This window comes from Parapedobacter defluvii, from assembly GCF_014642075.1.
Taxonomy (GTDB): Bacteria; Bacteroidota; Bacteroidia; order Sphingobacteriales; family Sphingobacteriaceae; genus Parapedobacter; species Parapedobacter defluvii.
On the sequence record NZ_BMIK01000001.1, the window covers coordinates 583,867 to 605,498 of the forward strand.

Consider the following 21,632-nt stretch of genomic DNA (forward strand, 5'->3'; position numbering starts at 1 on the left):
GATAGTTTTTCGGGTCGTTTTAAATACAATTGTGTGGCAGATGACGCAATGGGAGATTCCTGTTTGTGCCGGGCTAACCATGAAAGTAAATCGATTTTGCAAATGTTGTCTAACAAAACAGGAATCTCTAAACGTACCTTTAACGAGCTATTTGAGCGTTACTATAGGCCTATTTGCTATTTTGTACTCCAACTAACGAATGATGAGCAGCAGGCCGAGGATATTGCTTCCGAGTGTTTCCAAAAGGTTTGGACGAATCGAATGAGCTTCGATGGATTAGCATCTGTGAAGGCGTTTTTATACAAAGCGGCCAAAAATGCAGCGCTTAACTATTTGAAGTCAATGAAAGTCCGCTCAACAGCACATAGTGAAATCCTATACTTATCTGAACATACCGAAGATTTCATCCTGGCCAAAATTATGCAGACCCAGCTCCTGACCTATATCTACGATAAAGTTGAAAAGATGCCCCCCAAGATAAAGGAGGTCTTCAACCTGATTTATCAAGATGGTCTCTCTACCAAAGAAATTTCAGAAAAATTGAATACGTCTGAGCAGAATGTTCGTAACGCCAAAACCCGGGCACTTAACCTGCTCAAGAAAACGCTGGCGACAAAGACTCCCGCATAGCTATAGCTGCGTAGGTACCTTTCTTCTTCCGAAAAAATATTTTTCAATTCGATGGGTTGAATTTTTGTGTCAGTTGTTATAATACTGAAACAAACTAATATGAACCCAGAATCAGAACGAATAGAAGAATTGTTCAGGTTGTTTATCGACGGCGATCTCACCGAATTGCAACGGATCGAATTGGAAGGGTATTTACGAAAATACCCTGAATTGAATGCGTTGTATACTGAACTTTGTGACGATGATTCGTTTTTGATTCGTGAATGGAAAACTTTTACCGCGATCGAAGGGGCCGAGGCCCCAAGACATTACCGCGGTGGGCGTACTTATTTTTTGTTTTCTCCGATTCGGCTGGTTGCGGGTATAGCGGTGTTCCTCGTGGCGTTGGCTGCTGTATGGCTTTATAGGAATTATCCGGTAAAAGCAGATTTGCTAACCCGGAAAGAGCGGTACAAGAACGACGTTATTGCAGGGTCAAATAGGGCAGTTGCTACATTTGCAGACGGTAACTTGTTGTTTCTTGGCGATACGGTATCCGTATACGGGCAAGGGAGTGCCCGGGCTAACGGAGTAGAATTTTCCGAGGGTCAAATCAAATATTTACCTTCAAAAAACGATAATTCAGGCAGTTCTGGCTTTAATACGGTTACCACGCCGCAGGGCGGACAGTATTGCATTGTTTTACCCGATGGTAGCACTGCGAAATTAAATGCAGCATCAAGTATCCGTTTTCCGAAAGCTTTTGATCGGAAGCAGCGTGTGGTAGAAATACAAGGAGAGGTCTATTTCGATATCGCCCCGGATAAAAAACGCCCATTTATTGTGAACTTACCCAATGGTGCACAAATTGAAGTATTAGGTACCTCGTTTAATGTAAAGGCTTATCCGGATGATCCAACGATAAAAACAACTTTAGATAAGGGCAGTGTAAAATTCAAAGCAGGTCAGGATGCGCTGTTGATGAAATCAGGGGAGCAGGTTCAACTCGCTACCCATGCTTCAAATCCGGTGTTATTAAAACAAAAGGTGGGATTGAATACCGAAACTTCCTGGAAAGACGGCTACTTTAACTTTGAAAATGCGGATTTGAAGACAATTATGAAAGAAGTCGCCCGGTGGTACGATGTGGATGTCGAATACAAAACACAGATTACCGAGCAATTCAGCATACTCATGCTTCCCCGGAGCTTTTCTATTTCCAGGCTGCTGGAGTTGCTGGAATTAACAGGTCACGTCAAATTTATAATCGATGGGAGGAGGATTACCGTTATGACATAAAGAATACTACCCTATAAATCTGGAGAAGCCACACCGGCTGCAACCGATGTGGCAGATTCGTCCAGTTCAGTAACACCTATAAAGCTTTGCGATCACTTTTAGGTTATGTGTTATATAGCTAAACGAAATCAAAATTATGCAATTTTTTTCTTTTATGGGGAGAAATATATACGTATCCCCTGTCACTAAGTTTTTATTGTATTTGAAAATCACCGCGTTTTTTATCGTATTCGCTTCCCTTCAAATCCATGCAAAGGGAGTGGCGCAAACTGTCCGCCTGGACATGTCCAACGGTAGTGTAACTGCATTGATTAAAGATATACAACGGCAAACCGGATACGCCTTTTTGTATAACCTCAACGATATCAAAGAACTCGATGCAATCAGTATTTCCATCGAATCCGATAATATCCGTGAGGTGCTTGCCGAAAGCTTGAAGGATCTTCCCCTCGATTTTCTGGTGAAGGAAGACGAGAAGGTGGTTATTCTAAAAAGAAGCACCAAAAAAATAAATCGGGAGCGGCTTCTTGCCAGCCTGCGGCAACAATCCACTGTTCAGGGAATTGTCGTCGATACGTCCGGCACCCCGCTCACCGGGGTGACTGTGTCGGTGAAAAATCGGGCGAGTATGGCAACAAGTACCGACGTAAACGGGCGGTATGTGCTGCAGGTGCCGGAAGATGCCGTTTTGGTATTTACGATGGTCGGGTACCACACCCACGAAGTGATTGTAGGTAACCAGCGAGAAATCGATGTGGTACTTGAAATGTCGGCTTCATTACTAGACGACGTTGTTGTGGTTGGCTTCGGCACGCAGAAACGGACGAATTTGGTCGCCTCGGTCACGTCCGTTAGTCCCGGCAACCTGAAAGTGCCTTCCAGTAACCTAACCACTGCATTGGCGGGTCAGGCGGCGGGTATTATCGCGTATCAGCGAAGCGGGGAACCCGGGCAGGATAATGCGGATTTCTTTGTCCGAGGGATCACGACTTTTGGGACAAATACCAACCCATTGATCTTAATTGACGGTATCGAACTCACATCAAACGATCTTGCTCGCCTTCGCCCCGACGACATCCAGAGTTTCTCCATCCTGAAAGATGCTACTGCAACAGCTTTGTACGGTTCCCGCGGTGCAAACGGGGTGATTTTAGTTGTTACGAAACAGGGTAAAGAAGGTCCTGCGAAATTTTCATTCCGCGTAGAAAATTCGATATCGGCTCCCACGCAAACGGTTGATGTTGCGGATCCCGTGACGTATATGAGGATGCATAACGAAGCGATCCTTACCCGGGATCCTTTGGGAACCATTCTGTATTCGCAGGAAAAGATTGAAATGACGGAGGCAGGCAGGTATCCGCTTATTTATCCCGCAAACGACTGGAAAAGTATGTTGTTCAAGAATTATACGATGAATCAGCGCAGTAACTTGAATGTCAGCGGAGGTGGAGGAGTTGCGCGTTACTATGTTGCCGGCTCATTCAATCGCGACAATGGTATCCTGAACGTGGATAAACGCAATAATTTCAATAACAACATCGCCATTAATAATTACGATTTGCGTTCGACTGTCAATATAGACCTTACCAAATGGACCGAATTAATTGTACGTTTGAGTGCCAATTTCGAAGAATACAAAGGTCCTTTGCGCGGAGGAGCGGATATGTATAATTTAATGGTACATTCCAATCCGGTGCTGTTCCCTGCTTATTACCCTGCAGACGAAGATTTCCAATATGCACAACATATTTTGTTCGGCAACTTCAACAACAGTAAAATCAACCCCTATGCAGAAATGGTTCGCGGTTACAAAGAGAAATCGCGCTCGCAGATATTGGCTCAGTTAGAATTGAAGCAGGATTTGGAGTTCATTACTAAAGGGCTGACTGGCAGGGGAATGTTAAATATCAGCCGCTTATCGCAATTTGCGGTCAACCGGTCATATAATCCGTTTTATTATGAACTTAGCAGATATAACAGGCTGACGGGAGATTACAACTTAGTAGAAACGGAGATTGGTACTGAATATTTAGGATATGGAGAATTGCCTAACGATAGGGAACAATATTCCTCGTTTTATTTTGAAGGAAGCTTAAACCATGTTCGTGATTTCGGGAAACATAGCATCAGCAATATGTTGGTGTTTCAGGCACGGGAGACGTTGACCGCCAACGCAGGTTCGCTGCAATTGTCGCTCCCTTCCAGAAATGTAGGTTTGGTGGGGCGGTCAACCTATTCGTATGACTCGCGTTATATTGCCGAATTTAATTTTGGATATAACGGAAGCGAACGTTTCGATAAAAATAACCGTTTCGGTTTTTTCCCATCGGCAGGCGCGGCATGGATCATATCCAACGAAAAGTTCTGGGAAGATATAAAACCCGTTGTTAGCAATCTGAAACTGCGCTATACGTATGGCTTAATCGGGAACGATCAGATTGGTAGAGCCGAAGACCGATTTTTTTATCTTTCCGAGGTGAATATGGATAACGACGGAAGACGGGCCATTTTCGGATCGGAATATAATACGGTTTATAACGGCATCACGATTAGCCGATACGCCAATCCCTATATATCCTGGGAAAAATCATATAAACAGAATTTTGCGCTTGAATTAGGTTTTTGGAATGAACTGAATATCGTTGCGGAATATTTTACTGAAAAAAGAGACAATATCCTGATGGATCGGGCTAGTATTCCCAATACGATGGGCTTGACTGCAACACCAAGAGCAAATGTAGGTGAAGCATCGGGCAAAGGTGTAGATATGATGTTGGAATACCAGAAAAACTGGAATAGCAACTTCTGGTCTTCGGCGCGCGCAAACTTTACGTATGCGACCAGCCGATTTGATGTGTATGAAGAACCGGAATACAACGAACCTTGGCGCTCAAGAGTAGGCATGTCATTAAATCAGGCAATCGGGTATATTGCCGAACGGCTTTTTGTTGATGATGAAGAAGCTGCCAGTTCGCCACCGCAAAATGTCGGTACTTCTCAATATGGCGGCGGAGATATCAAATACCTGGATGTAAACCGTGATGGTAAGATTACCGAAGCGGATAAAGTTCCCTTAGGTTATCCTGAAGTTCCTGAAATTGTTTATGGATTTGGGATTTCAACCGGATTTAAAGGATTTGATTTTTCGGTATTTTTTCAAGGGGCAGCCCGGCAATCGTTTTGGATCAATGCACATAGTACAGCTCCTTTTCTTGCTGAGGCCCAGATTCTTCAAGCCTATGCCGACAGTTATTGGTCTGAAGAAAATCAAAATTTATATGCTACCTGGCCCCGGCTGGATACAAGGATCAATACAAACAATGTACCGGGAGCCTATATTGACTCAAATGGTGCATATCAATGGCCCTCAGACCAACGAAATACCTGGTTTATGCGCAATGGCAGTTTTCTGCGCGTTAAGCAGGCGGAGTTGGGCTATACAGTACCCGATCGGTTAATTGAGCGGATAAAAATGAATAATCTCCGGATCTATCTCAGCGGAACCAACCTGCTTGTTTTCAGTAAATTTAAAATGTGGGATGTGGAAATGGCCGGTAATGGATTGGGCTATCCGAATCAGCGGGTATTTAACATTGGGGTAAATTTTAATTTTAACTAGTTAAGTGTAAGCGATATGAAAAGATTTAAAATTATAATAGTTGCCGCTGTAATGAGCTTAACCGCGTGCAGCAATTGGCTGGACGTAGTACCCGACGGTATTGCTACCTTGGATATGGCATTCAATTCGAGAACGCAAGCCCGTAAATATTTGGCGACCTGTTATTCGTATATGCCAAAAAATGGAGGATCCGGCGATCCGACCACATTAGGGGGCGACGATATATGGACGAGAAGAACCACCCATTTTTCCGGTCGTTTTTCACTTGCCGGTTTGGATATAGGTGAGGGATTGCAAAACGCTACCAATCCCATCCTTGCAAGATGGAGCACGATGTATGAGGCATTACGTGTTTGCAATACGTTTTTGGAAAATGTCGATTTAGTCCCCGACTTACCTGCTTGGGAACGAGAGCAGTGGGCCGCTGAGGCAAAAGTTTTGAAGGCGTATTATCATTTCAGTTTGGTACAGATGTACGGTCCGATACCCCTGATCCGGGAAAATATGCCCGTGGATGCGGATGTGTATGCGGTGAAAGTAGAACGGGAACCGGTAGACGAATGTTTCAATTATATCGTGCAATTATTGGATGAAGCATCTGAAGGTGACATGCTACCCACGATTATATTGGATCCGGCAAGCGATTATGGACGTATTACCAAACCCATCGCGCTTTCGCTGAAGGCAAAAGTGTTGGTAACAGCGGCAAGTCCGTTGTTCAACGGTAATAACGATCAGGCAACGTTGAAAAATCACGACGGCACGCTCCTGTTCGATGCAGCTTTCAAAGCCGAGAAATGGGAAGCGGCAGTGGCCGCATGCAAAGAAGCGATTGATATTTGCCATGAAGCTGGGATCCGGTTATATGCGTTTGACGATGCGGCCAACCGATACAACGATACGACCGTCTTAAATATAACCCTCCGGAATGCTTTTAACCTACGTTCAAACAGTGAAATTATCTGGGCAAATACGCAAATGATTTCAATTCCCACGAGTGGGGGAATGATCCATGCATCCATGCCTAAACTCAATCCGGATTATGTCAATAGCAACGATATTTGCCAGTGGTTGGGTATGCCGATCAAAGTTGCCGAAATGTTTTATACCGAAAATGGTGTACCGCTTGAGGAGGATAAAACGAGAAATATCGGAGATCTGTATAACCTGAGAACCGCACAGGCAGCCGATAAACTTTACATCCGGCAGGGAAGAACCACGATTGATATGCATTTCGACCGTGAACCCCGTTTTTATGCATGGGTAGGCTTCGATGGCGGTGTGTGGTTCGGAGCAGGGCAATACAATGACAAAGATGCATCGTCGTTACGATACCTTGCCTTTAAAATGGGCGAAACAGACGGTACGCAGGGACAGGGTAACTGGACCGGCTATCTCCCCAAAAAATTCATCCCTTATGAGGCACAGCTGAATGCAATCAACAGTATATCTTCACCCAGTTATGCCTGGCCTGTCATGCGGTTAAGCGATCTGTATCTGTTATATGCCGAAGCGATAAACGAAGCCGAAGGTCCCAACGGAGCCAATAGCGCTGAACTGTTTCGATACATCGATCTGGTTCGCGCCCGCGCCGGTTTAAAAGGCGTGAAGGAATCGTGGGATAGATATACCAATAATCAGAAGTACAATACCCAGGCTGGTATGCGTGGAATTGTACAACAGGAACGCTTGATCGAACTTTCGTTCGAAGGACAACGTTTTTGGGATATACGGCGGTGGAAAACCGCGCCGACTGAATACCATACCCCGCTGCAAGGGTGGAACATGATGGTGTCTACCGTTGATGGGACAGAAGAAGAAGTCAACCGGTTGATGTACCAACCGCAGCTTTTGTTAAAACAAGAATTTGGCGTCCGCGATTATTTTTGGCCGATCAGAACCGCAGATATTGAAGTGAATCCAAACTTGGTACAAAATATTGGGTGGTAACGATTAAAATATTACATGATGAAAAATAGAATTATAGCTATCATTACCTTACTAATGCCGATTCTATGGATCAGTTGCAAGGAAGAAGGTCGTATTGATTTTATCGACGATACCGCCGCAGCTCCTGGTCAGGTGACCAATGTAACCGTAGAAAACAGACCGGGAGGCGCCGTATTGAAATATGCATTGCCTATAGATAAAAATTTGCTTTACGTCCGTGCTGAATATGAAATCAAACCCGGGGTAATACGCGAAACAAAATCTTCGTATTTCAAAGATTCCTTAGTGCTGGAAGGATTCGGTACCCCGGATACTTACGACGTCAAACTATATTCCGTAGGGAAAAATGAAAAAGAATCAGCACCTTATATTGTCCAAATTAACCCAACGACGGCTCCCGTACAACTGGCAACGAAAAAGTTCCGGGATACGTTCGGAGGAGTAGCGATCGATTTTGAAAATCCGGAAGAAGCAAATTTGGCAATCGTATTGATGGCGGATACGGCGAATTTGGGGTATATGAGTGAGCTAATCACGTACTATACGGCTACGCCAAAAGGAACGTTTACATATCGCGGTGTTGACGGATTAGATCCCGTAGAACAGGAATTTGCGGTGTACATCCGCGATCGATGGGGTAATTTTTCCGATACCTTGACCGCTACAGTGACACCGTGGTTTGAGGAGTTTATTCCCAAATCTACATGGAACGCTTATACGTTGCCGGGTGATATACCTCCGGTTAATTCAGGTTACCCAACGACAAGAATCTGGGATGAGAATTATGACCAGGATGGATTTCATGGCTTGGAAACCCAGATGCTTCCGCACAACATCACATGGGACCTGGGAAGGACCGTCAAATTAAGTCGTTTGAAATATTGGCCTCGTAAGCATTCAGACGACAGATGGAAGAGAGGACATGCGAAAGTATTTGAAATATGGGGTTCTGTTTCGCCCAACCCTACCGGAGAACTTGACGACAGTTGGATACCGCTCGGACGATTTGAGAGTTTGAAACCATCCGGGCCCGGCTCGCAAATTACCCAGGAAGACATTTCGTTTGCAGACGAAGGCATCGAATTTGAATTTGGCGTGACTGATTTTGCCCCGAATCCATTCACCCCGGTCAGGTATATTAGGTTCAGGACCGTATCTACCTATGCCAATGCGTCATTTTCGACCGTTCACATTTTGGAATTGAGCTTTTGGGGAGAATTAATCAATTAAACTTAGATCATTAAAAATCATTTATGATGAAGAATACACTATTTGTCATCTTTATTGGGGTCATTTTGGGATTCTCTTCATGCGATAGCGAAACGGATATTTACGAGGGCTATGTTGTTCCAAACGGATTGGTATATCCGGGGCCGGCACATACCCCGGTTGCGCATCCCGGCGATAATCGCATCAAAATATCGTGGCTGAGGGGTACCGATCCCAGGGTACAGAAAGCAAGAATATTCTGGAATAATTACACCGACTCGGTTGAACTGCCTGTGGCCGCCGACGTAGATACGGTCAGCTATATTATCGACCCGATTAGCGAAGGCACCTATTCATTTATGATTCACACCTATGACGACGAAGGGAATAAGTCTATTCCCATTGAAATGATGGGTGCCGTGTATGGCGATAGTTACCGGAGCTTGCTGACTAATCGTTTGTTGAAGAGCACCTATTACGATGGACAGGATCTTAAACTGAATTGGGGAACAGCCGAAAGCTCTGAAGTAGGTATCCATCTGAACTGGACGGATATAAACGGTGTCAGCCAGACCATGGATGTCGATACATTGGAGACCGAAACGCTGATTCCAAACTTCAACATCGATAAGCCTTTATCCTACAGTACGACCTATAAACCAGACTCGCTGGCAATAGATGTATTTCAGGCAACAACGGTTGAAACAATGATTGATCCGGTGGTATTGATCCCGCAGGCTAACTGGGTTGAAAAGCCTATGCCGGGTGATGTGGGGATTAATGGTAGTTATCCCTTAACGAATTTGTGGGACGGAAATACAACCAATTTCATGCACTCGGATGATCCTGCAACTTTACCAAGTACAATTACATGGGATTTAGGTCTGAAAACAAAACTGAGTAGGATGAAGCTGTGGCCACGGAACAATAATGACGACCGTTGGAACAGAGGTCATCCGAGGGTATTTGAAATATACGGATCATTAGAACCAAATCCGGATGGCAGTCTGGACGGTAGTTGGACGCTTTTGGGTAAATTTGAATGTGTTCAACCGTCAGGTAATGGAACTGCCGATCCTTGGCAGGCTCCTACAAGTGAAGATATTGCGCTTTCTGATAATGGTTTAGAATTTGAATTTGTGCCGGGCGACTCGGTCAATCCCGATGCAACGGTAAGGTACATCCGGTTCAGAAGCATTGAACATTTCAATCCTACTCAACCCCCTCGTATTTTACTTGCTGAAATCAGTTTTTGGGGAACGTTGGTGAAATAGCACCGATTCTTTCTCAAGCAAGTTAGAAAGTCCAAAAGGAACCTAGTGGCGTGAACGAAGTGAGCGTTACAGTTCCGTTGGGCTTTCTAACTGCCTATTGTAGTTCTAAACTACCTATTATTGCAACATCAACCTCAAATTAAATCCAAAGTTCGCATAAGAGGTCGCAAACGTCTGCGAAGTATATGGTCTTACCGAATTGCTATCGAAGAAAAGGCGGATGTTGAACCGTTGGTTGATGACATAGTCGACAGCCGGGCGGTACGAAATACTTTTGTTGCCCGCTGATACTTCCGATTCGTTGATGTCCGAACGATAAACGAGTGTTTTCAGGTCGTTTAGTGATACATCTAATCGGAAATTGAGGTCGTTACTCATTTTGAAATTGCTGAACCATCCGAAAGGCATCCGGAATCCCGTTGCCCGGTACCCGGCGCCAAAAACAAATGACTGATCGTTAAGAAGCGCCAGCTGACTGTTTTGCAGGCTTAGGTTCAGCGTACGTGCACGACGGTATTCTGCATTGGCAGTCAGGTTATTTTTGAAACGGGCGTCAAAGCCCAGTAGGGGGGCGAACTGCTCAAAAATGGAAATCTGCTGAAACTGGAATTCCGGAAGGAAATTTTGATTGACATCCCGTTCCGAAGGGAATCCGTTGTTCTCCGCATAACGGATCAGCGAATTGTATCCATTGATGGAATAGCGGGTATTGTACCCATGGCGCAGGGTAAGCGATGTGATAAATTCGCTGAACAATGGAATCCTGTTTAACCCATTATAGGTCACATTCCAGTTTGGGATCGGGATATTCGGGAAACTGCCGAGCTTCATGCGTTCGGCATCTTTGCCCCGATAGGCGGCAAGAAACGAGTTTACGACCACATCCTGGGCCGTTTTTCCATACCCGTCTGCAAAGCCGTCCGTCTGTCCGGACGAGTTGGGATTCAACCGGCCGAAACGCTGGGAAACTACTTGTCGGTTTCGTTCAAACGTACGGAACAGGGCCTCGTGGTCTTTGAAGGATGTTCCGATGGTCAGGTAGGAAATGCTGTAATTACCCGTCGTAACGGGCGTTAGGCTTTCAAAAGCACGCGTCTGTCCGGAATATTGAAACGATGTCGTATAATTTTGGTTGTTCAGCTTCACCGCTGTTAGCTCAATACTCAAATCACGCAAGGGTTCCAATATGGCACGCATGGACAGGTCTTCCGTCAGCGATGTCATGTAAAGCTGGGTTTGCAGCGTATCCGTAGTAATCCACCCATTGTTGGCTGCACGTTCGCGGATATCACGCTGACTTCCGAAGAGGAAGCCCCATCCCGGCGCATGCCGGTCAAAGTCGTAACCCAGGATGTTTGTTTGGGGTGTATACCCGGGCAGGAAAGTGTTTTGCACCCTTGTATAAGCAGCATTAACATTTTTGATGCTGGTCAGCAATCCGGTAAAAAACGCTGCGGTGCCACTGGCATCTAAGCCGGTGTTATTGCGGATAAAGCCGAATTTGTTGTACAGTCCCGCCATGTTAAAGGTCGGGTTCACCTGAATGGTACGCGAATTCTGGATGCTATTGCCCATGCTGATATCCGGGCTAAGCATCGATAGGAGGGGCTCGGTCTGCCAGTTGAACTGCGTGCCGTAACGGGCATCCACGTTTACCCAATCCAGGCCCGGTAGCTTATGGATAGGCAGTGTATACGTGATATTCATCATGTGGCTATAGTCCGTAGTCCGTCCCAACCGCCAGAAATTCTCCCAAAGCGTATCCCGTTTCAGGCCATTCATGCGTCCATCCGGTTCATCCACGATGGCATAATTAGTTGCATTGAAGTCGAGTTTCAACGATTTGGAAAGATTCCAGCTGATGCCGTAGATACGGTTCATCGTGAAATTCTTGTTATACAACGTTCCCATGCTGGGAAGGAAATTGTCTGCCGAATTATTCTCCCTCAGCGTGTTCTCGTTATAAATCCGGTTCACATCGATGCGGAAGTTAAGGAGCGATGGCATGAGGTTGAAGTTGAAATCGCTCAGAATACCCAGGTGTTTGTTTTTGATGAATTTCTTGAGTGGCTCGAACGTCAGGTCATCGCTGCTTGCGAACGTATAATCGAATGCGGCCCGGTAGTTTTTCTGCAAAGCGACTTCCGTCAGGTAATCGCGGTGGTAGTTTTGCGAATATGCATACGTGGCACTGAAGTTTTCGATATCCCAGGGGCGTACCGGCTTTTCGATGTTGGTGCGTATCTTGCGTACATTGGTCAGATTGAAACTCCGGCGTATGGTAAAATCCTGTGTTACGCGGAGCAATGAATCCCGTTGGTTACGGGAAAGATTGGCCAAGGCACTGTTCAATTCGATATCGGGTACCAGCGGGTTGTATTCGGGTGTGCCTACCTGCCGTGTGTAGCTGAAAAATAACGGTATCCGCAATCCATAATTGACGGGGAAAAATTTGCCCAATTCAGCATTGGTCACCAGGTCTAAATACAAATCATCACTACGGCTCCGCTCACCGATGCGCTGTTCGATGGAACCGAAACCCACCGTACTTTTGCTTCCCGAGACAGTTACATTGGCGAAATCCGCCAATTGGGCATTTACACGCGCTGTCACAGCCCATCCTCCCTTATCATCAAAATCGGTGAGCCGCATTTCGTTGAACCAAAACAGCCCCGATTTGTCTAACCCATCGTCGTTGGCGATGCTGGCTTCGCTGCCCCGTAATGGATTCATGACGCCAAGCATGTAAAAGCGAACTTTGCTGATATCCGGTTGACCCACGATGGTTACACGGTTTTCGCCGTCAAAGAAGGTAAACGGCTCATTAATGGGCCATGGCTGGCCATCACGCATTGCACGGTTTCGGGCCTCTTTTGCCTCCTGAAAAATAGCGATGCGGATATTCATCCGGTTTTCCTGTGGCCAGATTAATTCCGCATCCCGGGTACCCGGCTGGGTAATTTTCAGCGGCATATCGTATTGATAGTAATTGTACTGATCGTCTGTACCTATGCGGACAAAAGCCCGGAAGTCGCCGTCTTGCAGGTACAGACCCTCTGCGTGAATAAACATCTGCAGGCGACCATAAGCCCGGAAATCATTGGTTGCCGTACGGTAGGCGGCACGGCCATAGCCATCGCGTAGATCTTTCACATCCAGTGAGAGCGACTGTTCATTAAGCTGTACGTTGTTATTCAGATTACCCCAATCCAGTTGCCGTTCGATACCCGGTGGAACGACATAGGGGATGGGTTGACGGTTGCCGTTCTGCTCGATGTTCACGGCCGCCACCTCCACGGTCGAATTGTCCAGTGGTACGTTGCCCATGGATGGCTCGGCTATTACTTTCGCATTGTTATTCTCCGAATTATAGCGGCGCCATTCGCCGCGTACCAGTTGCAGTTGAGCGAGCCTTACTACAGCTGTATCCGCAAAATTTGTCATAAACATCCGTACAAACCGAATGGATTTAAAATCGCGGATGTCGCCCACGCGTTCCTGATATTGCGAGAGCGGGATGCGGAACTGGTACCATTTTACCTGGGTTTTGCGTCCATCGCGCAATTCCACATCGGCCGTGTGCATGTCCGAAATGTAATTCTGTCCTACTTGCATATCCTGGGGCCGCAACGAAATCCGGTATTGGTAGTACTCTTCGGCCTCGTTCATGTTGTTGTCGCGGTTGATGTCTTCCCCATCGGGAAGCAGGGTAGAAGCGGATGTCTCCACCCCAACGGACTGTTCGGGTGTTTTGGAGTTTCCTTCGGGGCCATTAAACCGTTCGTACCGTTTAAGGATACCTGCCTGTTGGTTGTCGAGTTCCGGGCCACGGAAATACTGGAAGTTGTCGCCCGACGGGTCGTTCGCCAACTCCTGTGCGGCGGTGGGGTTCAGCAGCCCCTGCATCCGGCTCAGAAAGTCGCCATGGAACCCCCGTTCGTCGGCATCACCCAGCCCATCCAGACCGATGTCCTGCCGCGCACGTGCAGCCGGGTCGTTGTCAAATGCCTGGATGACGGGCTGGTTCCGTGGCACCCTTCCCCAATTGGTCTCATCAATTTGGGACAAGTCGCCTGAAGGGGACATACCGTTTTCCATCGCTTTCCGCCCGTCTTTCAGAATATCTTCAGAAATGTTGCCCAGGTTAAAATACAGATCTCCACCTTGAGACCCCGGGTTGGTCAGGAACGGATCCATCATCCATATTTCGACAAACTCGATGTTCTGTGCTTCAAAATCAGGTGCATCGATTTTGCGGAACATACCCCCCCAACGGCTTCGGGGATTGGCCAGGGTACCGTCCGGATTGACCCCGCTGGTGGTATAGTTATATGGGCCGCGCACCGTGGGATAGAAGGCCAAATCCAACGTAGACAGGAAGATGGGCAAGCCCGTCGTGGATTCACGGTAAGGGAATACTTCCTGTTCGAGTACCTCACGTACACGGTGGTTGGAAAGCTCTGCGCTGTTGATGTTTTTGGGAGTCAGGTTAATGTTCCGGTAAAATATCGGATCGATGTTATAGAACGCCAGTCGGGCGCGGTTAAATCCATATTCCAGGTTATCCATCAGCTCGGATTCAGGAAATAGCTGGGGGGTGCCGGATAGCTGCCAGTTATAGGCACCTTTTATATCGATGAATGAGCGGCTGTTTTCAAAGTCGTCGATGTAGGTAATGCCGCTGCGCGTACCCGCAAAGTCGAGTGCACGCGGATGGCCGGGAAGCAGTTGTGCAAACTCACCATAAAACGAAATAGAAGAAGGTTCTTTGGTATCCAGAAACGGAATCTTATCCACCATCCGGGTTAGCCAGCGTGAGGGCGAATTGTAGGTGAGGTCTAATCCCCACATCGTATTGGAAATGGGTTCTTCGCCGATGTTTACCTTTTGGGTAAGTGGCCGCTCCGTGAGGTTCATGATGGTACCGCCCAGTTGCAACTTATCATTCACCAGGTAATCGAGCCTTCCTCCTAACATCGTACGCTGCTGCAAACCGAATAATTGGTTATTCTCCATCTTGATGCGGATGGGTTGCCCCGACTGCAGCAATGCCTGATTGAGAATACGCACACGGCCGATGTCGTAGTCGACCATGAAATCCACACCTTCCTGGAGCGGTGCCGGACCCGCAAAGACCTGTACTGATCCGCGGGGAACATTGATGGCACCCAGTTGAAATTCGGTGCCCACTTCCGATTCATAGGAACCTTTGATCAGGTAGCGGTTTTGATTGGGAAAATATTGTTGTGCAATGACTTTGGTTGAGTCATATAGCGCCTGGTACGTATATTTATCGATCAGTGCCTGTTCGGCACCGGGCATGAATTGGCGGGCGAGATCACTGCCAAAAGGTTCTACCAACGGAAACATGATTCGCCCACGTTCGGGGTCAATGGTAATCCCGGGCAGAAAGTCGAAGAAACCGTCAGGCTGCTGGGCATTCTGAGGATTGAGCCGATCCAGTCCGGTCAGCTGTATCCACAGTTTGTTTTGCGTATTCTGCCCCTCGTACATAGCAGGACGTTCCACGCCGCTTTCATCTTCGATACGGAAAATATTGAACCGGAAATTATTCTGTCCCACCCCATATGCACCGATGGAATAGATGTTTTTCATCATCAGATCCCAGATCGGTAAGTTGGTTTTCAGGATTTCATTTTTAAGCAACTTAGCCACGAGCATCCGGGGTTCGGAAGGCGTAACGGGTACATCGGTAGAAAACTCACCCACCTGGTATTCGCGGCCACCGGCGGTGTACCGATAAGCAACCGCCAGAATTTGGTCGTTGTTGAGCGGCATGTTGAGGGAGATGAATCCCAGTCGCCTGTTTACGGTATATTCCGTGCCCTCGCGGAGTTTACGGGCGTAGGTAAGTTTGGCGTAGTTGTCGTTGGCCCCCGGTCCGCTAAACAGTGTCTGGATCGCATTGGATTGCGTAAGACGGGCATCGGGGGGAAGTATTTCCAGCAGGTTGTTGGATATTTGTTGTCCTGTCTGCCCGGGGATCCCTGTAGAAGGATAACGGCTGCCCCGCTGTGCAATGGCCGGGTGGTATGGATTAAATTCCCCCAAATCCATCAGTGCCAGCACATCCCGTGAATCATCCACCGAGTTGCTCCGATTGCTGACCCACACCTCAATCTGTGTGATGTTTACATCCGTTGTTAAAATAGGGGCAAGGGCCATTGCCCGGTTGAAGTTATCCCGGAAATATTGGGCAAGGAAATAGTGCTGGTTGTCCTCATATTCGTCGGCTTTTAGCGCAAATTCACTTTCCTGTGCACCGTTTTTGATGGTGATTTCCCGTTGCTGAGAACGCTGTTGGGAAAATATGCCGGTTACGTTCAGCTTGCCGAACTGCAACTGTGTTTTAAGACCGAAGAGCGCCTGCGTGCCGTTGATCAGCGTGGTATTAAGCGGCATGCTTACATTACCCAATTCGATCCGTTTGATGATGTCGTCGTCTTTCCCTGTATAATCGAGCCGGATTTGGTTTTCGAAATCAAATTGGGCTTCCGTGTTGTAGTTGGTGGTTAATTTCAGCCGGTCACCGATTTGCCCGGTCATATTCATCTGGATGCGTTGGTCAAAATCAAAACCCCACTGCCTGCGCTGCCGTTCGTTAAACATCGGATTGGCGTTTTTGTTGTGCTGCGCCATGATACTGATATCCGCGCTTCCACGGGGAATGATGTCAATGGTGTTTCCGCCAAAGATTTTTTCAAACGCTTCACTCTGTACATAAATAGTGGGAATCAGCCGGTCCTGCCGGTAATCTGTCAGCTGTTTATCCGAGAGTTCACGCCAATAACTGCGTTTCTGTAACGTACTTTCATACGCCTGATACTCATCGATGGTAAGGTATTGCGGAGGGCGGTACAGACGGCTTCCTAGTTTTTCGCGGATGATGTACTGCCGGGTCAGCGGATCAAAGATCACTTCCCGGTCGATATTCGATGGAATACCGAGATCAAGCGCATTCTTTTTCTGATATAGATTCAGAAAGGGGAGATCTTTAAGCGGATATTTCAGTTTCACACTATCCCGTCGGAGTGAATCGGCCACGGTCTGCGCATGCGCATTGCCCATAGCGACCACTGCAAGAAGCAACACAAACAAACAACAGCGTAGCGAGAACGTCTTGTCCAACTGGTAAATGTTTTAGTATAATAAGCCTTATTTTATGCCGCCAATTTAGTCAAAATTCCGAAAAGAACACTCAAAGCTTTTTTAAGGCGCTCTTGATAAGTGCTTCCACGCTGAGGCCGGGGGCTGTCTGGATAATGCCAGCCAGCACTTTTTCGGCCTGTGCACGTGCGAATCCGAGCATCACCAGCGCGCTGAGAGCTTCTTCGGGCACGCTTTGTGGCGTATGTACTGCAATCAACGCGTCAGGCCCTTGTTTTTTGAGTTTGTCCTGCAATTCAAGCACCAAGCGCTGGGCTGTTTTGGGCCCAATCCCTTTGATCCGCTGAATCAGTGGAACATTTCCTTGAATGATAGCGGATTGGATTTCTTCGGGCGTAATGGATGAAAGGATCATCCGTCCCGTATTGGGGCCGATTCCCGATACAGAGATTAAATGTTCAAATAAACTGCGTTCGCCTTCATCGGCAAAACCAAACAGGGTATGTGCATCTTCGCGCACCTGAAAACTGATGTACAGTTTGCACTGTTCGGTATCTTTGATTTGCGAGTAGGTATGCAGCGAGATGTGGACGTGATAACCCACTCCGCCCACATCCATGACTACATGTGTGGGGGCTTTATACGCGAGTCTACCCTTCAGATATGCATACATGGCTGGTGTTATTTTTTCTTGCGGACAAGGGGGACCCTGGATTGTACATCTACGACAGCAATCGTGACCATATTGACAATTTCACGTACGGAACTATCCAGCTGAAGTACGTGTACCGGCTTGTTCATTCCCAGTAAAATAGGGCCCACCGCTTCTGCATTGCCGATTTCCTGAAGCAATTTATAGGCGATGTTGCCTGATTCGAGATTAGGAAATACCAACGTGTTGGCCGGACTTCCATTCAGCGAACTGAACGGAAAATTGGCAGCCAATAGGTCACTGTTCATCGCGAAATTGGCTTGCATTTCTCCGTCCACAACCAGTTCCGGATGCCGTTCATGGAGCAGACGCACCGCTTCGCGTACTTTGTTCGGTACATCCCCATCGTTCGAGCCGAAATTCGAGTAGGACAGAAGCGCAATACGCGGCGTAATGTTCATTTTTTTTACGGCTTCGTGCAACAATAAGGTAATGTCGACCAATTCTTCGGCTGTGGGATCGGCATTGACGGTAGTATCTCCGAAAAATACCGGTCCTTTGGATGTGAGCATCATGTACATGCCCGCAACGCGGCTGCCGGGTTGGGAGCCGATTACGTGCAGAGCGGGGCGGACCGTCGTGGCATAGTTTTTTGTCAGTCCTGAAATCAGTGTATCCGCCTCCCCAAATTGTACCATGCTTGCTCCGAAATAATTCCGGTCTAACATTAGCTTTTGCGCATCCAGGTATGAAATACCCCGACGCTGTCTTTTGGTGTAAAGAAAATCGACGTATTTGAGAAAGCGTGGATTTCCTTTTTCTTCCAGGGGGTCGATGATCTCCACATTATCCAATTCCAGCAGATTTTCATCGATGAGTTGTTGGATTTTCTTCCTATTTCCCAACAGGATGGGGATAGCGATGCCCTCCTCCTTTACAATTTGGGCGGCACGGAGTGTTTTATAGTTGTCGGCTTCGGCAAAAACTACCCGCTTGGGATCACGTCTGGCGGCTTCGGTAAGGTTCCGCATAATCCGGTCATCCTGTCCAAGCCGTTGACGCAGCTCTTCCGCATATTTATCCCAGTCGGTAATTTCTTTCCGCGCAACACCCGAATCCATAGCAGCTTTGGCTACGGCCAGTGACACCTCGGTGATCAATCGTGGATCTGTGGGTTTTGGAATGATGTATTCCGGACCGAATTTTAGGTTGTGTGTGTCGTATGCTTGGTTAACCGCTTCGGGTACCGGCTTCTTGGCCAATTCGGCAAGTGCCTGGACCGCTGCAATCTTCATTTCTTCGTTAATCATGGTTGCCCGCACATCCAGCGCACCGCGGAAGATATAGGGGAAGCCCAAGACATTATTTACCTGATTGGGATAGTCGGAACGCCCAGTAGCCATGATGACGTCTTTGCGTGTTTTTACCGCCAGTGGATAGGCAATTTCCGGGTTGGGATTTGCCATGGCAAATACAATCGGGTTTTTAGCCATGCTTTTCAGCATTTCCGGGGTAACTACATCCGCAATCGAAAGACCGATGAATACATCTGCGCCCTTTAGCGCTTCATCCAACGAGTCGATGGCCTGTGTGGTGGCAAATTCTGCCTTCGTGCCGTCAAGACCAGCACGGTCCTGGCGGATACAGCCTTTGCTGTCTAACATCACAATATTTTCCTTGCGTGCCCCCAGCGCGATATACATCCGTGTACAGGAAATGGCAGCTGCTCCTGCGCCGTTCACCACAATTTTTACCTTTTCGAGCTTCTTTTTCTGCAAGGCACAGGCATTGATGAGTGCTGCACCCGAAATGATGGCTGTTCCATGTTGGTCATCGTGCATAACGGGTATATTCAACTCTTCCTTAAGTCGCCGTTCAATTTCAAAGCATTCGGGCGCTTTGATATCTTCCAGGTTGACACCGCCGAAGGTAGGTTCCAAGCATTTAACGATACGGACAAACTCATCGACGTTTTTTGTGTTCAGCTCGATGTCAAACACATCGATGTCTGCGAATATTTTAAATAATAATCCCTTGCCTTCCATTACCGGTTTGCCCGCCTCGGGACCAATGTCTCCCAAACCTAATACAGCGGTACCGTTGCTGATAACTGCTATTAGATTGCCTTTTGCAGTATATTTATACACATCTTCTGTATGATCTGCAATCCGAAGGCATGGTTCTGCCACACCGGGCGAATAGGCTAATGATAGATCCCGTTGTGAGTGAGTGGGTTTCGTAGGGATGACAGCAATCTTACCCGGTCTTCCGTTGGCATGGTAGTCCAGTGCATCTTGCTTACGATTGGTTTTATTCATGATTCATTTGGTTTCTGCAGCCGCAATCCGGTGCAAAGGTAGGGTTTTTTTAGGTACTTCTAATCTCTAACCTCGTACCTATTTCAGCGTATCCAGCAACCTGAACATCCGTTGCCGCATGGGTGTTGCTGTACCTTGATAATTATTGACCAGTAAGGCAAAGACAAGCGGAGTACCTTCTTTACTGGTTTGATAACCTACATAACCCAACACACCACCTATGGTGCCACTTTTCATTTTCATGCCATTGTACACGGGAAGACTCTCGAAAAAGCTGGCAAACCAAGGTTCCTTTTTTGCAGCCAGGAGAATATGGGCCAGTACATGGGTTGTTACCCTATTTTCAGGAGAGAGACCGCTGCCATCCAGCATACGCAGTTCTCCCTCGGGGATACCGGTTTTATCGGTCCAGAACTTTTGGAGCAGTTCTGTCGCATCGCGTGTATCGGTTTTTCCGGCGAGCCGGTATGCAATGGCTTTCAGTAAGGCTTCACCATATAAGTTGATACTTTTCTGATTAAACCAATAAATTAACTCGCCGAGTGCAGGGGAATGATGTGTATAAAGGATTTTGCCACCGCTGGGCACCTCACCTCCCGCGAGGAGCAGCAGATGGGCGGTAGTGGGCATATTTGTCTGTTCAATGGCTGCGGAGTCTAACGCATGGTGCAACTGATAGGCAGCGTCGTAGGCGCCGTCTGGCACAGAAAGGTAAACTGTCTTCTTCAGGTCGAGGCCATAGGTGCCACGCAGGTAGATGCGTGATGAGTAAGGAGCACTGAATGCATATACCCGGTCACCCGTACCGCGCTCACCGGTTAATGTTTCGTTCACCAACTGCAGGTAACTTACATCGCTGGTGGTATGGGCAATTTGTGTGGCTGTACCGGCACTACGGCCAGCCTGGAAATTCACACCTACTGAATTTTCACGCCAATTGAGGGCAGACACACCCGCACCGTAATAATTACCCATGTCTTGCCAGGTCCATCCCCCCGGTGCCGTTTGCCCATGATACAGGCGATCATCTGCTAGGATTCTGCCGTCCACTTTACGGATGCCCGCAGCCTGGATGGCTTTCACCCATGCCGATAGAAGGATGGTATCTGCCGTCTGCGGAAAACGGTCGCTACCCAGGGAAGGATCTCCCGTTCCATGGATGACGATATCGCCCTTCAGCGTACCCGAATCATCAATCTGACCCGTATAGGAAAGTGTGGTTTCGAATGTATAATCGGCCCCCAATACCTGATAAGCCGCCGCAGCGGTAACTGTTTTGAGTGTAGAGGCGGGTGCCATGCCGAGTTTCTCGTTTTTTGCAAAAACTACCTGGCCCGTTCCGGCATTAAGGACAATGAGTGAAGCCATTCCATTGGCAAGGCTCTCATGCGTTTCAAAAGCCCGGAACGCCGTGGCAATCTTTTGTGCTAAGGGTTGGGCAGTTAGGTGATGGGTGAGAAAAAAGAATAGTAAAAAAGATAATGACTTCTGCATCTCGTAACTGTTTTCTGAAGCGAAGGTAACCAAAGTTGCCGAAACACAAAGATATGAGCAATAACCAACAAAAATGTAAC

General features: G+C 47.4%; 10 protein-coding genes. 6 read left to right on the forward strand and 4 right to left on the reverse strand.

The genetic code is table 11. The features are described from left to right. Positions 1 to 33 precede the first annotated feature (33 nt). From IEX60_RS02280 to IEX60_RS02305, 6 genes are all read left to right on the forward strand, one after another. Positions 34 to 630, forward strand: a complete 597-nt coding sequence (locus IEX60_RS02280; RefSeq protein ID WP_188746936.1) for an RNA polymerase sigma-70 factor — start codon at positions 34 to 36, stop codon at positions 628 to 630. A gap of 99 nt (positions 631 to 729) precedes the next feature. Further along, positions 730 to 1,908, forward strand: coding sequence for a FecR family protein (locus IEX60_RS02285; RefSeq protein WP_188746938.1), 1,179 nt, complete (start codon positions 730 to 732; stop codon positions 1,906 to 1,908). Between the two features lie 154 nt (positions 1,909 to 2,062). Then, positions 2,063 to 5,527 carry a SusC/RagA family TonB-linked outer membrane protein gene (locus tag IEX60_RS02290; RefSeq protein ID WP_229717367.1) on the forward strand — a complete coding sequence of 1,155 codons (3,465 nt, stop codon included), beginning with the start codon at positions 2,063 to 2,065 and terminating at the stop codon, positions 5,525 to 5,527. Between the two features lie 51 nt (positions 5,528 to 5,578). Next, positions 5,579 to 7,477, forward strand: coding sequence for a RagB/SusD family nutrient uptake outer membrane protein (locus tag IEX60_RS02295; protein WP_229717368.1), 1,899 nt, complete (start codon positions 5,579 to 5,581; stop codon positions 7,475 to 7,477). 15 nt (positions 7,478 to 7,492) lie between these two features. Further along, on the forward strand, positions 7,493 to 8,707 hold the full coding sequence (locus tag IEX60_RS02300) for a DUF4959 domain-containing protein (protein WP_188746944.1): 1,215 nt from the start codon (positions 7,493 to 7,495) through the stop codon (positions 8,705 to 8,707). A gap of 23 nt (positions 8,708 to 8,730) precedes the next feature. Beyond that, on the forward strand, positions 8,731 to 9,960 hold the full coding sequence (locus IEX60_RS02305; RefSeq protein WP_188746946.1) for a DUF4998 domain-containing protein: 1,230 nt from the start codon (positions 8,731 to 8,733) through the stop codon (positions 9,958 to 9,960). A 117-nt stretch (positions 9,961 to 10,077) separates the two neighbouring features. Here the strand turns inward: IEX60_RS02305 and sov are convergent, their stop codons facing one another. The 4 genes from sov to dacB form a co-directional block, all read right to left on the reverse strand. Beyond that, positions 10,078 to 17,049: a T9SS outer membrane translocon Sov/SprA gene (sov, locus tag IEX60_RS02310; protein WP_188747598.1), complete on the reverse strand. Its 6,972-nt coding sequence runs from the start codon at positions 17,047 to 17,049 to the stop codon at positions 10,078 to 10,080. A 130-nt stretch (positions 17,050 to 17,179) separates the two neighbouring features. Next, positions 17,180 to 17,761 (reverse strand): Holliday junction branch migration protein RuvA, encoded by a 582-nt coding sequence (gene ruvA / locus IEX60_RS02315; RefSeq protein ID WP_188746948.1) that lies wholly within the window; start codon positions 17,759 to 17,761, stop codon positions 17,180 to 17,182. An 8-nt stretch (positions 17,762 to 17,769) separates the two neighbouring features. Then, entirely contained in the window at positions 17,770 to 20,058 is a 2,289-nt protein-coding gene (locus tag IEX60_RS02320; protein WP_188746950.1) for an NADP-dependent malic enzyme, read from the reverse strand. A 78-nt stretch (positions 20,059 to 20,136) separates the two neighbouring features. Further along, positions 20,137 to 21,552, reverse strand: a complete 1,416-nt coding sequence (dacB, locus tag IEX60_RS02325) for a D-alanyl-D-alanine carboxypeptidase/D-alanyl-D-alanine endopeptidase (RefSeq protein WP_188746952.1) — start codon at positions 21,550 to 21,552, stop codon at positions 20,137 to 20,139. Positions 21,553 to 21,632 lie beyond the last annotated feature (80 nt).